The sequence below is a fragment of the Mycobacterium paraffinicum genome (assembly GCF_025822865.1).
Classification (GTDB): domain Bacteria; phylum Actinomycetota; class Actinomycetes; order Mycobacteriales; family Mycobacteriaceae; genus Mycobacterium; species Mycobacterium paraffinicum.
The window spans coordinates 27250-42073 of sequence record NZ_JACKUR010000023.1 but is presented as its reverse complement, the minus strand read 5'-3'; the positions used below and the strand labels follow the sequence as shown (position 1 = coordinate 42073).

Annotated in this window: 10 protein-coding genes and 1 riboswitch; of the genes, 6 read left to right on the top strand and 4 right to left on the bottom strand. The window is 68.1% G+C overall.

Annotation, left to right across the window (positions count from 1 at the left end; all coding sequences use genetic code 11):
* Positions 1-149 precede the first annotated feature (149 nt).
* On the top strand, positions 150-2309 hold the full coding sequence (locus H7J89_RS12365) for an elongation factor G-like protein EF-G2 (RefSeq protein WP_264043920.1): 2160 nt from the start codon (positions 150-152) through the stop codon (positions 2307-2309).
* 12 nt (positions 2310-2321) lie between these two features.
* On the opposite strand, the gene H7J89_RS12360 is transcribed toward H7J89_RS12365, so the two are convergent.
* On the bottom strand, positions 2322-3887 hold the full coding sequence (locus tag H7J89_RS12360; RefSeq protein ID WP_264043918.1) for a FadD7 family fatty acid--CoA ligase: 1566 nt from the start codon (positions 3885-3887) through the stop codon (positions 2322-2324).
* A 249-nt stretch (positions 3888-4136) separates the two neighbouring features.
* Between H7J89_RS12360 and oxc the strand changes: the two genes are divergently transcribed.
* Positions 4137-5870: an oxalyl-CoA decarboxylase gene (oxc, locus tag H7J89_RS12355; RefSeq protein ID WP_264043916.1), complete on the top strand. Its 1734-nt coding sequence runs from the start codon at positions 4137-4139 to the stop codon at positions 5868-5870.
* Here oxc and H7J89_RS12350 read toward each other — a convergent pair.
* Complete coding sequence (locus tag H7J89_RS12350; protein WP_264043913.1) at positions 5854-6786, bottom strand: LysR family transcriptional regulator; 933 nt, start codon at positions 6784-6786, stop codon at positions 5854-5856. The two genes, oxc and H7J89_RS12350, sit on opposite strands and share 17 nt — an antisense overlap.
* Positions 6787-7118: 332 nt before the next feature.
* Between H7J89_RS12350 and H7J89_RS12345 the strand changes: the two genes are divergently transcribed.
* On the top strand, positions 7119-7874 hold the full coding sequence (locus tag H7J89_RS12345; RefSeq protein WP_264043911.1) for a L,D-transpeptidase: 756 nt from the start codon (positions 7119-7121) through the stop codon (positions 7872-7874).
* 115 nt (positions 7875-7989) lie between these two features.
* Positions 7990-11580: a carboxylic acid reductase gene (gene car, locus H7J89_RS12340; RefSeq protein WP_264043909.1), complete on the top strand. Its 3591-nt coding sequence runs from the start codon at positions 7990-7992 to the stop codon at positions 11578-11580.
* Positions 11581-11591: 11 nt separating this feature from the next.
* Here car and H7J89_RS12335 read toward each other — a convergent pair whose 3' ends face one another.
* Positions 11592-12200 carry a hypothetical protein gene (locus tag H7J89_RS12335; RefSeq protein WP_264043907.1) on the bottom strand — a complete coding sequence of 203 codons (609 nt, stop codon included), beginning with the start codon at positions 12198-12200 and terminating at the stop codon, positions 11592-11594.
* 130 nt (positions 12201-12330) lie between these two features.
* On the opposite strand from H7J89_RS12335, the gene H7J89_RS12330 reads away from it, so the two are divergent.
* Positions 12331-13275, top strand: coding sequence for an NADP-dependent oxidoreductase (locus H7J89_RS12330; protein WP_264043905.1), 945 nt, complete (start codon positions 12331-12333; stop codon positions 13273-13275).
* Positions 13276-13319: 44 nt separating this feature from the next.
* Here H7J89_RS12330 and H7J89_RS12325 read toward each other — a convergent pair whose 3' ends face one another.
* Positions 13320-13529, bottom strand: coding sequence for a hypothetical protein (locus tag H7J89_RS12325; RefSeq protein WP_264043903.1), 210 nt, complete (start codon positions 13527-13529; stop codon positions 13320-13322).
* A gap of 281 nt (positions 13530-13810) precedes the next feature.
* A riboswitch (M-box (ykoK) riboswitch) is annotated at positions 13811-14039 on the bottom strand.
* Between the two features lie 125 nt (positions 14040-14164).
* Here H7J89_RS12325 and H7J89_RS12320 point away from each other — a divergent pair.
* Positions 14165-14824 (top strand): O-methyltransferase, encoded by a 660-nt coding sequence (locus tag H7J89_RS12320; RefSeq protein WP_264043901.1) that lies wholly within the window; start codon positions 14165-14167, stop codon positions 14822-14824.

Here is a 14824-nt window from a genome sequence, read left to right as displayed (position 1 = left end):
CGACACTCCCTTCCCCGCCGGGCCGGCGCAAATGTGGCCCGCCCGTGGCCTTGTGTTGGGCCGCGGTTGGGGGAAAAGTTGCCTCTAGACCCTGTGAGCTAGGACACACCACGCTGGGCGCACCCACCGGGGAGAACTGGAGGAAGGACATGGCGGACAAGGGGAATGCCTCCCAGGGCGCGGCGGCCGCCCCCACCGCGAACGGTCCCGGCGATGTGCGCAACATCGTCCTCGTCGGGCCCTCGGGTGGCGGCAAGACCACCCTGGTCGAGGCGCTGTTGGTCGCCGGCGGGGTGCTGAACAGAGCGGGTTCCGTCACCGACGGCAGCACGGTATGCGACTACGACGACGCCGAGATCCGCCAGCAGCGGTCCGTCGGCGTCGCCGTCGCCTCCCTGGCGCACGACGGCATCAAGATCAATCTGGTCGACACCCCGGGATACGCCGATTTCGTCGGCGAGTTGCGGGCCGGCTTGCGCGCCGCGGACTGCGCGCTGTTCGTGATCGCGGCCAACGAGGGCGTCGACGAACCGACCAAATCGCTGTGGCAGGAATGCGATCAGGTCGGCATGCCCCGCGCCGTGGTGATCACCAAGCTCGACCACGCCCGGGCGAACTACTCCGAGGCGTTGGCCGCCGCGCAGAACGCGTTCGGCGACAAGGTGTTACCGCTGTACCTGCCGACCGGCCTACCGTCTTGCGAAGGTTTGATCGGGTTGCTGTCGCAGACCCGCTACCAATACGCCGACGGCAAGCGGACCATGCAATCGCCCGATCCATCCGACGCGGAGATGATCGAGGAGGCGCGTGGGACCCTCATCGAAGGCATCATCGAGGAATCCGAGGACGAATCGCTGATGGATCGCTACCTCGGCGGTGAGGCCATCGACGAGGCGGTGCTCATCGAGGACCTGGAGCGGGCCGTCGCGCGCGGTTCGTTCTTCCCGGTGATCCCGGTATGCAGCAGCACCGGCGTCGGCACGCTGGAACTGCTGGAGGTCGCCACGCGCGGATTCCCGTCCCCGATGGAACACCCACTCCCGGAGGTGTTTACGCCGCAGGGCGCCCCGCACGCGACGCTGACCTGCGACGCGGACGCACCCCTGCTCGCGGAGGTGGTGAAGACGACGTCGGACCCCTACGTCGGAAGGGTCAGCCTGGTCCGAGTGTTCTCCGGGACCATCAGGCCCGACACGACGGTTCATGTGTCGGGCCATTTTGCGTCGTTCTTCGGGGCGGTCAACGGGAACGGCAGCACGCACCCCGACCACGACGAAGACGAGCGCGTCGGAGTCCTGTCCTTCCCGCTCGGCAAGCAGCAGCGGCCGGCGCCGGCCGTGGTGGCGGGTGACATCTGCGCCATCGGCAAGCTGAGCCGGGCCGAAACCGGCGACACGCTCTCGGACAAGGCGGAGCCGCTCGTGCTGAAACCGTGGACGATGCCCGAACCCCTGCTGCCGGTGGCGATCCAGGCGCACGCCAAGACCGACGAGGACAAGCTGTCGGTCGGGCTGGGACGGCTGGCCGCCGAGGACCCGACGCTGCGGATCGAGCAGAACCAGGAGACCCACCAGATCGTGTTGTGGTGCATGGGCGAAGCCCACGCCGGTGTGGTCCTCGACGCGCTGGCCAACCGGTACGGCGTCACGGTCGACACCGTCGAGCTCCGGGTGCCGCTGCGAGAAACGTTCGGCGGCAAGGCAAAAGGCCACGGCCGCCACGTCAAGCAGTCGGGTGGGCACGGTCAATACGCGGTGTGCGACATCGAAGTGGAGCCGCTGCCCGAGGGCTCCGGATTCGAATTCCTGGACAGGGTGGTCGGCGGGGCGGTGCCTCGGCAATTCATCCCGAGCGTGGAGAAGGGCGTTCGCGCGCAGATGGAGAAGGGCGTGCACGCCGGCTACCCGGTGGTCGACATCAGGGTCACGCTGCTCGACGGCAAGGCGCACAGCGTCGACTCCTCGGATTTCGCGTTCCAGATGGCGGGCTCCCTGGCGCTGCGCGAGGCGGCCGCGGCGACCAAGGTGAGCCTGCTCGAGCCCATCGACGAGATCTCCGTGCTGGTGCCCGACGATTTCGTGGGCGCGGTGATGGGCGACCTGTCGGGCCGTCGCGGTCGCGTGCTCGGTACCGAGACGGCCGGTCACGAACGCACCTTGGTCAAAGCCGAGGTGCCGCAGGTGGAGTTGACGCGTTACGCGATCGACTTGCGCTCACTGGCCCACGGGGCGGCGTCGTTCACCCGGACCTTCGCCCGCTACGAACCGATGCCGGAAACCGCGGCGACTCGGGTGAAGGCCACCGTCTGAGCGGATGAGTCGCTACGCCCCGAATCGCAGGGCGACGGCGCGGCGATCCAGTGATCCTTTGGCGGTGTGCGGCAGCTCCGCAGCCTGCCGGATGCTGCCCGGCACCTCGAAGGGGGCCAGCCGGTCGCGGGCGAAGGCGGCGAGTTCGTCCGCGGTCGGTGCGGCCGGTCCGCGGGGAACGATCACCGCCGCCACCGTCTCGCCGTACAGCTTGTCGGGCATCCCGAAGACCGCCACCTCCAGCACGCCGGGGTGGCTGCCCAGCACGCCCTCGACGCGTTCCGGGGAGATCTTCTCTCCACCCCGGTTGATGAGCTCCTTGATCCGCCCACGAATGATCAGTTCACCCCCCGCCGACAGCGTTCCCAGGTCACCGGTGCGCAACCACCCGTCGGTGAAATTGGCTACGGTGATGGCCGGGTCGCCGAGGTAGCCCCGGACCACGGTGGGCCCGTGCAGCCACACCTCACCGACCTGCCCCGCGGGCACGGGCCGGCCGTGGGGCCCGACGATCCTGATCTCCGGCCCGGTCGAGCGTCCGACGAGACCCGGTGTGGCAGCCGGATTTTCGGTGTTGCCGATTTCGGTCGTGGCGACCTGGTGGGTGGCTTCGGTCATGCCGAAGGCGCACACCACGGGGGCCGAGAACGTGTCCTGCAGCGCCCGCGCCGTCTCGGCGGTGAGGGGGGCGCTGCAGCTGCGGATGAACCGCAATCCGGCGTCACCCGGTCGGTCGGTTTCGGCCCGCTCCAACAGGATCTGGTGGATCGTCGGGACGGCCGTGTACCAGGTGGCGCGAACGGCGTCGATGTCGTCCCAGAACGTGTGGGCCGAGAACCGTCCCCGCGCGGGCAGCAACACCGCTCCCCCGGACACCAGGGTCCCCAGCAGCGCGGCGAGTAGCCCGTGACCATGGTAGAGCGGCATCACCGCCACCGTGGCGTCCCCGGGGCCGAGCGCGTAACCGGCGATGATGGCCCGCACCGAGGCGGCGATGTTGCCGCGTGTCCAGGGCACCATCTTCGGCACCCCGGTCGTGCCGCCGGTGAACATGATCATGGCGTCGTCGTCGCGTAGCCCCTCCGGTGTCGAAAAGTGTTGTGCGGGAGCGCCGGTCACGTCCAAGCGGACCGTTGGGGCGCCGACCGTCACCGCGAGTGGCCACCACGGCAGGCCCGGTTCCCCTTGATCGACGGGCGCGTCGCCGTCGGTGAGCACCGCCCGGGCGCCCACCGCCTCGCTGCGGGCGCGCTGTTCGCCGACGGGCAGCGCCGGGTCCAGCGGGACCGCGACCAGGTCGGCCCGCGAGGCCGCCAACAGTCCGACGACGAATTCCGCGTTGCTCCCGGAGCGCAGCGCGACGCGATCGCCGGGCCGCAGCCCGGCCCGCTTCAGCTGCGCGGCCAGGTCGTCCACCAGCCGGAGCAGATCGTGGTAGCTGACCGGTACCCGGTCGGGGGTGGCGACCAGCGCGGGCACCCCCGGTGAGCGGCGTGCAGCCTCCTCGACCAGATCGGCGATGCGTGGGCCCGGCATCCCCGCCGTGGCATGGCTGCCGATGATCGCCTCAGATTTCATCGCCGCGCTCCTTCTGTCTTCGGTCCACCTGCTCGAACCATGCCGGGTGGCCGTCCCGCGCGTCCAATACCGATTCACTCACGACCGATAACCGTTGGCTATCGACGCCGCGGAACCGGGCTGGCCAGCGCCGATAGACGGCGTGAATCGTGGCATAGCGGCTCGGTCTTGGACACCCGCGGGGCGGCCGCGCCAGAGTATGGGCTGAGGCTTACTTCACCTGAAGACCACACACGAGGAGTCGGCACCATGACCGCAGTTTCGGCGTCTCCCGGCCAGGAGCACGAGTCCACGCGCTTGATCGACGGCTTCCACCTGGTGGTGGAAGCGCTCAAGGCCAACGATGTGGACACCATCTACGGGATCGTCGGCATCCCGATCACCGACCTCGCCCGCGTCGCGCAGGCGTCCGGAATCCGCTACATCGGCTTCCGGCAGGAGACGTCGGCCGGCAACGCCGCCGCCGCCGCCGGATTCCTGACCCGCCGACCCGGCGTGTGCCTTACGACGTCGGGGCCCGGTTTCCTCAACGGGTTGCCGGCGCTCGCCAACGCCACAGCGAACTGCTTCCCGATGATCCAGATCTCGGGCTCCAGCAACCGGGCGCTGGTCGATTTGCAACGCGGTGACTACCAGGACGTCGACCAGCTCAACGCCGCACGGCCGTTCGCGAAGGCGGCCTATCGGATCAGCCGGGTCGAGGACATCGGGCGCGGCGTCGCGCGTGCCATCCGCACCGCGATCTCCGGCCGTCCCGGTGGCGTTTACCTCGACATCCCCGGCGACGTGTTGGGGCAAGCCATGGACGCCGCGGCCGGTGCGGAGACGGTCTGGCGGATCGTCGACCCCGCGCCCCGGCAGCTGCCGGCGCCCGACGCGGTCGAGCGCGCGCTGCGGGTGCTGGCGCAGGCGCGGCGACCCTTGATCGTACTCGGCAAGGGTGCAGCATATGCCCAGGCCGACAACGTGATTCGCGAATTTGTCGAGGCCAGCGGCATTCCCTTCCTGCCCATGTCGATGGCCAAGGGTCTGCTCCCGGACTCCCACCCGCAGTCCGCCGCGGCCGCACGCTCGCTCGCGATCGCGCGCGCGGACGTCGTGTTGCTGGTCGGCGTCCGGCTGAACTGGCTACTCGGCCACGGGGACTCGCCGCAATGGTGCGCCGACGTCAAGTTCGTCCAGGTCGATATCGCCCCGTCGGAGTTCGACAGCAACCAGCCGATCGCCGCGCCACTGGTCGGCGACATCGGCTCGGTGATGTCGGCGCTTCGTGACGGCCTGACCGCCCACCCCCTCACGGTGCCCGCCGAATGGACCAATGAGCTGGCCGAGCGCACCGCCCGCAACGACGCGAAGATGCGCGACCGCCTGACCGAAAACCCCCATCCCATGCGCTTTTACAACGCGCTGGGCGCGATCCGCGCTGTGCTGCAGGAAAACCCGGACGCTTACGTGGTCAACGAGGGAGCCAACGCGCTGGACTTGGCCCGCAACGTCATCGGCATGGAGGCGCCGCGGCACCGGCTCGACACGGGAACCTGGGGCGTCATGGGCATCGGCATGGGCTACGCCATCGCGGCCGCCGTCGAGACCGGCGACCCCGTGGTCGCGATCGAGGGTGATAGCGCTTTCGGCTTCAGCGGCATGGAGATCGAGACCATTTGCCGCTACCGGCTTCCGGTGACCGTCGTCATTCTCAACAACGGCGGCGTCTACCGCGGCGACGAAGCAGCGCAGGGATCTGATCCGGCGCCCACCGTCCTTAACGCGCGGGCCCATCACGAGCTGCTCGCGGAAGCCTTCGGCGGCAAGGGATATCACGTCAGGACCCCGGCGGAGCTGCAGTCGGCACTGTCCGAGTCGATCGGCTCCCGGACGCCGTCGATCATCGACTGCGAGCTCGACCCGGCGGCCGGCGTGGAGAGCGGGCATCTGGCGAGCCTGAACCCGACCAGCGCGGTGGCGGTCAGCGCCCGTGCGTGATTCGCGATAACTGCGCGTCGAAAAACTCGTTCAGCGACAGCTGCGCCGCGGAGGTGGCGAGCGCGCGGGCGATGGGCGACCCCGGGCCGGCGGAATTGGTGGCCAGCGCGACGTCGGCCTTGAGCACCGGGTCGACCATCTCCACCGCACGGACTTCCCGCCCCAGCGGCGAGGTCCACAACCAGGTGTGCGGCACGATGCATGCCCAGTTCCCCGCGGCGACCTGAGCGAACAGCGAAGCGACGGAGTCGGTTTCGACCTGCGGGGCCACTTCGATGGCGTGGTCGGCGAAGGCCTTATCGATGATCTGGCGGTCCCGCATCTCGGGCGTGAGCAACGCCAGCGGCAACTGCGCGGCCTCCGACCAGGTCATCGTCGAGGTGGCGGACCCCAGCATGTCCGCGGGCGACAACAACACATAGTGCTCCTCATAGAGCGGCACCAGGTTCACGTCGTGGGCCTCGTCGGGCGCCGCGTGCACGATCGCGGCGTCCAGTTCGAATTCGCGTAGCCGCCGGTACAGTTCGGTGCCGGACAGCCGGGAAAGGATGTGTACCTTCGCCAACGGGTGCGCCGAACAGAACGCCGAGAGCACCAGGGAGGCGGTCGTCGAGGCGGTGGGGACCGTGCCCAGCCGCAGCATGCCGGTGATGCCCGACCGCACGGCATGCACCTCGGACTTGAAGGCGTCGTGCTCGGCCAGAATCCGCTTGGCCCACACCACCAACCGCTCACCCTCGGGCGTGAGGCCTTCGAAGCTGTGCCCGCGGTTGATCAGCGTGACGTTCAGTTCCCGTTCCAGCTTGGCGATCGCGGCGGACAGCGCGGGTTGGGAGACGAAGCACTTCTCGGCCGCACGAGCGAAGTGACGCTCCTGCGCGACCGCGACGAAGTACTCCAGCTGACGGAAGAGCACCCGCACCTCCTCTGCCCCCGGATTGTTGCTGAGGCTAACGCGTCGCCTGCGCGCCGGCCAATCCGGAGCCTCGATGCGCCACCGACATGCCATCGCGGATCGACCGCGCCGGCCAATGCGCCTGTGCGGGCGCCGAATCGCCGCAAGAGGCTGGTGATCGCGCCCGTTCGGCACCATTGGGCGCCGGCTTCGCGACACCGTCGAACCGGAACGGCGGCCGGATCGTTATCGTGGCGACCGGCGCACCCGCAAAAGTTTGCTGAAAGCGGCAGTGCGGGAGCAGCCGGTAGAATACAGTCGTGTTAATCGCACCATCTCGAAGGGCGGGCGCTATGCGTCGAGGTGTTCGTTATCCATTTGTTATGGTCACGATCACGGCGTTGGGTTTGGTCGGACCGATCGGCCGCAGCCACGCGTCGGTCCCGGTACCGCCGCCCGCCCCGGCGGTTGCCTCGGTTTTGCCGGCTGACGCCGCGGTCGTGGGCGTGGCGCACCCGGTCGTGGTGACGTTCACCGCACCGATCAGGGATCGAGGCGCCGTCGAGCGCTCCATCCACGTCACGTCGCCGAGCAACACGCCCGGCCACTTCGAGTGGGTAGAGAACAACGTCGTGCAGTGGGTGCCGAACCAATACTGGCCCGCCCACACCCACGTCTCGGTGGGCATTCAGGCCCTGACCACCGGATTCGACACCGGTGACGCATTACTCGGTGTCGCCAGCATCTCCGCGCACACCTTTACCGTCAGCCGGAACGGGGAAGTGCTGCGCACCATGCCGGCGTCGATGGGCAAGCCCAGCCGGCCCACACCCATCGGCAACTTCACCGCCCTGGAAAAGCAGCGCACCGTGGTCATGGACTCACGGACCATCGGCATCCCGCTCAGCTCGCCCGAGGGATACAAGATCACCGCCTCATATGCGGTTCGCGTCACCTGGAGCGGCGTATACGTGCACTCGGCCCCCTGGTCGGTCGACTCGCAGGGTTACGCCAACGTGAGCCATGGCTGCATCAACCTCAGCCCCGATAACGCCGCCTGGTATTTCAACCAGGTGAACGTGGGCGACCCCATCCAGGTTGTGGCATAAAGCTGCCCGCACCCCTCCGCGCGCCGGCGTGTGACAACCGTCACAACCATTGAACGGAAGACTGGCCCGTGACGGTGGGTTCCCGGTAGACGAGGATCCGAATGGGAGGCTGGCCATGACCGGTGATGCGGAACAACAAGAATCCACCGTCGCGGGTTCGATCGGTCCGGCGCGAAAGCGGGTTGCCGAACGCATTTACCGACTGGACGCGACGGACGAACAGTTCCGCAGCACCAAACCGAATGCCGCACTCCAACGAGCGGCGCGCGAACCGGAGCTTCGCCTGACACAGATCCTGCAGACCTTCGTCGAGGGCTACGCCGATCGCCCGGCGCTGGGTTGGCGGGCGCGGTCGCTGGTCACCGATCCCGCGACCGGTCGCACCACCGCGCAGCTGCTCCCCCGGTTCGACACCATCAGCTACCGCGACCTGTGGTCGAACGTGGGCGCGATCGCCAGCGCCTGGCGGCACGACGCGGCCGATCCGGTGACGCCTGGAGACTTCGTCGCCACACTGGGTTTCGCCAGCGCGGAGTACCTGACGCTCGATCTGGTGTGCGCCTACCTCGGCCTGGTGGCGGTGCCGCTGCAGCACAACGCGGCGGCCTCACGGTTGCAGCCGATCGTCGCCGAGGTGGAGCCGCGGGTGCTCGCGGCTGGCGCCGGCTACCTGGACCTGGCCGTCGAGGCAGCGCTGGGCAGCACGTCGTTGCGGCGCTTGGTGGTTTTCGACTACTCCCCCCAAATCGACGATCAGCGTGAGGCTTTGGAGCGCGCTCGCGCGAAACTGTTGGCGTCCGGGATGGCGGTGACGATCGAGACGTTCGACGAGTTGATCGAGCGGGGTCGCACCCTGCCGCCCGAGCCGGGGTACACCGGCGACACCGACCAGCGTCTGGCCATGATCATGTACACATCCGGTAGCACCGGACTGCCCAAGGGCGCCATGTACACCGAGCGCATGCTGTGCAAGCTGTGGACCAACGAGCTGATGCCCGACTTTGCGGATGCGCCCGTGCTCAACGTCAACTTCATGCCGCTCAATCACCTCGGTGGCCGGATACCGTTGTCGACCGCGTTCCAAGCGGGCGGCACCAGTTACTTCGTCCCCGAAAGTGACCTGTCCACACTGTTCGAAGACTGGAACCTGGTGCGCCCCACCGAAATGGGGCTGGTGCCGCGGGTGGCGGAGATGCTGTATCAGCGCTACCAAAGCGCCGTCGACCGGCGGGTCTTCCAGGGAACCGACCCGGCATCCGCCGAGGCCGAGGCGCGGGCTGAGTTGCGCGAGCAGGTTTTGGGTGGACGCATCATCACCGCGTTCTGTGGCACCGCGCCGCTTGCGGCGGAGATGCGCAGCTTTGTGGAGACCTGCCTGGACGTGCACGTCCTCGACGGCTACGGGCTGACCGAGGTCGGGATGGTGACCAAGGACGGCCGAATCGCCGCACCGCCGGTTCTGGGATACCAGCTCATCGACGTTCCCGAACTGGGTTATTTCCTTACCGACAAACCGTTCCCGCGCGGCGAGCTGCTGGTCAAATCGCTGACGGCGACGCCCGGATACTTCAAGCGCCCGGATGTCACCGCCAATGCCTTCGACGAACAGGGCTATTACCGGACCGGGGACGTGATGGCCGAGCTGGAGCCGGGTCGGCTCGCCTACGTCGATCGGCGCAACAACGTATTGAAGCTCGCCCAAGGCGAATTCGTCGCCGTCGCGCGCCTGGAGGCCGTGTTCAGCAGCGCGTCACTGGTCCGCCAGATCTTCGTCTACGGCAACAGCGAACGCCCGTACCTGTTGGCCGTCGTGGTGCCGACCGCCGACGCACTGGGCAGGTTCGCCGGCGACGCCGACGGGCTCAAGGCCGCCCTGCGCGAATCACTGCGCCAGTCAGGCAAACTCGCCGAGCTCCAGTCCTACGAGGTGCCCGTCGACCTTCTCGTCGAGGCCGAGCCGTTCAGCGAGGACAACGGGCTGCTGTCCGGTGTGGGCAAGTTGCTCCGGCCGAAGCTCAAGGAGCACTACAGCGGCCGGCTCGAGCAGCTGTATGCGGAGCTGGCCGCCAACCGGGTGACCGAGCTCCGCGCGCTGCGCGAGGGGGCGGCCGACCGCCCGGTCATCGACACGCTGGCCCGCGCCGCCGAAGCCCTGCTCGGCCTGGCCGGCGGCCCGCCCGAACCCGATGCCCTGTTCATCGAGCTCGGCGGAGATTCCCTGTCGGCCTTGACCTTCTCCAACCTGTTGCAGGACATCTTCGACGTCGAGGTGCCGGTGGGCCTGATCATCGGCCCGGCCACCGATTTGGGTCAGCTTGCGGAATACGTTGAGGCCGAACGCCGAACGGGATCTAAGCGAACGACATTCGGGTCGGTGCACGGGCGGGACGCCACCGAGGTCCGCGCCGCCGACCTCAGCCTTGACAAGTTCATCGACGCGAAAACGTTGGCCGGCGCCCCTGCGCTGCCGCGAGCCACCGGCACGCCGCATACGGTCCTGTTGACCGGCGCCAACGGCTACCTTGGCCGCTTCCTGTGCCTGGAATGGCTGGAGCGGCTCGCCGAGACGGGCGGAAAACTGGTCTGCATCGTGCGTGGCACCGACGCCGCGGCCGCCGCCAAGCGGCTCGAGTCTGTCTACCGCACCGGCGATGCGCACCTGGTCGAGCGGTTCCGCGAGCTCGCTGCCGATCATCTCGAGGTCATCGCCGGCGACATCGGTGAGCCGAATCTTGGGCTGGACCAGGCGACGTGGGACGGGTTGGCCCGCACCGTGGACTTGATCGTCCACCCGGCGGCGCTGGTCAACCACGTCCTGCCCTACGACCAGCTGTTCGGGCCCAATGTCGTTGGCACCGCTGAGATTATCCGCCTGGCGATCACCACCCGCATCAAACCGGTGACCTACCTGTCGACGGTCGCGGTGGCCATGTCCGTCGACCCGGCCGACTTCGAGGAGGACGGCGACATCCGCACGATCAGCCCGGTGCGGCCGGTCGAGGACAGCTACGCCAACGGGTACGCCAACAGCAAGTGGGCCGGCGAGGTGCTGCTGCGCGAGGCACACGACCTGTGCGGGCTGCCCGTCGCCGTCTTCCGGTCCGACATGATCCTCGCCCACAGCCGCTACGCCGGACAGCTCAACGTGCCGGATGCCTTCACGCGGCTGATCTTCAGCTTGCTCGTCACCGGCATCGCGCCGTCGTCGTTCTACGAAACCACCGACACGGGTGGCCGGGCCGTCGCACATTACGACGGGCTGCCCGCCGACTTCGTGGCCGAAGCGGTAACCGCGCTCGGCGAGCAGATCGCGACCGCCGCCGACGATGCGGGATCCGCCGGGGTGTTTCGCTCCTATGACGTGATGAACCCGCACGATGACGGGATCTCCCTGGACGTGTTCGTGGACTGGCTGATCGCCGACCGCCACGACATCCGGCGCATCGACGACTACGACGAGTGGCTCGGTCGCTTCGGCACCGCGCTTCGCGCCCTCCCGGACAAGCAGCGCCAACAGTCCGTGCTGCCGTTGCTGGACGCGTACCGGAAGCCGGAGAGGCCACTGCGTGGCGCGCCGGCCCCGACAAAAGTCTTCCGCGAAGCGGTCCAGGCCGCCAAACTCGGTGCGGACAAAGACATTCCGCATCTGTCGGCGGACTTGATCGCCAAGTATGTTTTCGATCTGCGGTTGCTGGGCCTGCTCTAGACGCGGCGGGCCTAGCCGGGCAGAGCCTTCTTGATGGCGGCGTCCTGCTTGCGCCCGATATCGGCGGCCATGGCCGGATCGATCGGATCGCCGGTGGCGCTGTGGAATTCGAGATTGACCAGCGCTCTGCCCTCGCTGAACAGCAACACCGTCACCGCTTGCGCGGTGTCGGGCGACGTACCGGAGATCATGGTCCCGTTGGAGCCGACGTCGATCGGCCGCCACGTGCCGTTGACCTTGCCGCCGTAATTGGCCTTGGTCGTGTCGATTCCGGCCGCCGCCGTCGCGGGATCGGCGACGATCAGGATGCTGTCGCCGATTCGCCGGCTGTTGTCGGCGCTCGCGAACAGCTGAGCCACCCCGGGCGCATTGTTCGGGTTCAGCACCGGCGGCTGCGGGGCGGTGAGATCGCCGCCGATGTCAGCCGGTTTGATCAGTAGCGCGCCGTAATCCGCGGGTTGTCCCGGCGACGGGCTGGCGACGCTGGAACTGCCAGAGGGCGCAGCGGAACTCGAGTCAGTCGGGGACGCGCTGTTGCTGCCCCCGCAGCCGGCAAGCGCTACGCCCGCCACGACAGTGGCGATCGCCCATCCGGCGATACCGATGCGAGCACTCTCCATGGCCGGTTCCTTCCAGGTCCTAGCCGGCGGCGCACTCGGACATACGCCCGCGCGGACCGCTACTGGGTACCCGTTTTCCAGTGCCTATGCTGGCCTGGGAGGCCATCAGCGCGGCGGGGAGGAGATCGAGATGACGGCTGCGACTGCGCGCGCCGTTCGGTTCGACCGGTACGGGGGCCGCGAGGTGTTGTACGTGGCGGACATCGACATGCCCGCCCCCGCGCCCGGTGAGGTGGTCGTCGAGGTCCGCGCCGCCGGGATCAACCCCGGCGAGGCCGCCATCCGAACCGGGGCGATACATGAGATGTTTCCCGCGACGTTTCCGTCCGGCGAGGGCAGCGACCTCGCCGGCGTGGTGACCGCGCTAGGCCCCGGGGTTACCGAATTCTCCGTCGGCGACGAGGTTTTGGGGTTCAGCCTCCGCCGCTCCAGCCACGCGACCCATGCAGCGGTGCCGGCCGGCCAGCTGGTTCGCAAACCGGCCCACCTCAGTTGGGAAATAGCGGGTTCGCTCTATGTCGTCGGCGTGACCGCGTACGCGGCCGTCCGCGCGGTAGCGCCGCAGCCGGGTGAGACCGTGGCCGTCTCGGCGGCTGCGGGCGGGGTGGGCAGCCTCGTCGTGCAACTTCTGGCGCTGCGGAAGGCGCGGGTGCTGGGCATCGCCGGGCCGGGCAACGCCGACTGGCTGCGGGCTCATGGCGTCAGCCCGATCCCTTATGGCGACGGCCTGGCCGATCGGCTGCGTGAGGCGGCACCCACCGGCATCGACGTATTCATCGATCTGTTCGGCCCCGAATACGTGCAGCTCGCCGTCGACCTCGGCGTTGCACCCGACCGAATCGACACCATCATCTCGTTTCAGAAGGCCGGCGAAGTCGGCGCCAAGACCGAAGGCAGCGCCGAGGCGTCCACTCCGGAGGTGCTGGCCGAGATGGCCGACCTCGTCGTCAGCGGCACCATCGATTTCGAGGTCGCCGCCACCTACCCGCTGGATCGGGTCGCCGACGCCTACGAACAATTGGAGAAGCGGCATACCCACGGCAAAATCGTTCTGCTGCCGAATGATTCACAATGAGACGGCCGGGCCCACCACGCCGGCATGCGTTCCCGCGGAATCCGTTACCGCCGGTTGCCGGTCGAGGCGTGCCCGCCGAGCGAGGCGGTGACGACCGCGATCGGCATCCGTGACACGTACATGTTGGCCCGCTCCTGGGGAGTCAGGGTGGTGCGCGCGTGCACCTTGCCGGCCAGCAGCCGCGCCGAGCGCAGCAGCGCCCGTCCGCGTCCACCGGTTCGACCGTGAAAGCGTTGTGTGACAACAAAAGCCATGATCTTCTCCTTTGGGGAGGTCCGATCGGCTCAGCTCATGGCGGGGGTCAGGGGCGGCAGATCGCGGGCAGGCTTTGCGCGCGAATCACCGGAACGCCCGTGAGAGCCCAGGCGGCAGAAGGAGTGCCGGAACCGGATCGGGACAAGACGGAATTGGGATACGGACTATCGCCTGGACTGATCGCGCTCATCTCGCCCTCACCTCCTCACGGCCACGACACACGCGGGTGTCACATTTCACCTGAAACGGGAGAGGAACGAATGCCGGCGACGTGCCGGCCGGCGCACCCCTCTCGTCGGAGCTTCGGCACTGCACGGCGTATCCGAAACTAATCGACGGTCGCGACCCGCTTCGCCCGGCTTCGCCGCGCTTGCGATCGCTCCTCGTTCCGGAAGCCACTTGGGCTCAACCCTTGGGTCCGGGAAGAGCTGTCCTGACCCGGGGCGTCTCTCGACGTTCGGGGTCAGTGGCCTGTGTCCATGCAGACGCCTCACCTACCGAGGTGCTTGCGAAACCCTTTCTACACCGCGGTCCAGGGCCCGTCAAACTGATTGACATATCCCTTACGCCAGCTCACCGCCGCTCCGGCCTGCGCGCGGCCGGTTGCCCGCCGCCGGCGCCTACCCTCGACAGCATGGCCAACACTCTGCAAGATCCGAAGGTCGCAAGCGTGCTCGACCGCATGTATACCGAAGCGAAGAACCAGATGTCGCTGTTACGCCAGCGGCACGGCGACTTCGACCGGCCGATGACCGCGCAGGAGCGCGCCGACGCGATGAGCGAGTTCTACATCCCGGTCACACCCGAAGCGGGCCGGCTGCTCTACGCCCTGGTGCGCGCGACCCGCCCGGCGACGGTCGTCGAATTCGGGATGTCGTTCGGCATCTCGGCGCTCCACCTGGCGTCGGCGGTGCGGGACAACGGCGCTGGGCAGGTGGTGACGACCGAGCTCAACGACACCAAGATCGCCGCCGCACGACGGACGTTCGCCGAAACCGGCCTGGACGACGCGATCACCATCCTCGAAGGAGACGCGCTGGCCACGCTGGCCGGTCTGGACGGTTCGATTGACTTCGTCTTGCTGGACGGTTGGAAGGACCTTTATCTGCCGGTGATCGAGTTGCTCGAACCGCGGCTGTCGACGGGGGCGTTGGTGGTCGCCGACAACACCAGCGCCGCAGACACCCAGCCGTATCTGGACCGGGTGCGCAACCCCGCGAACGGCTACGTCAGCTTCAACTTCGCGGTGCGGGACAGCGACAGTATGGAAATCAGCTGCCGCACCGGTGATTAG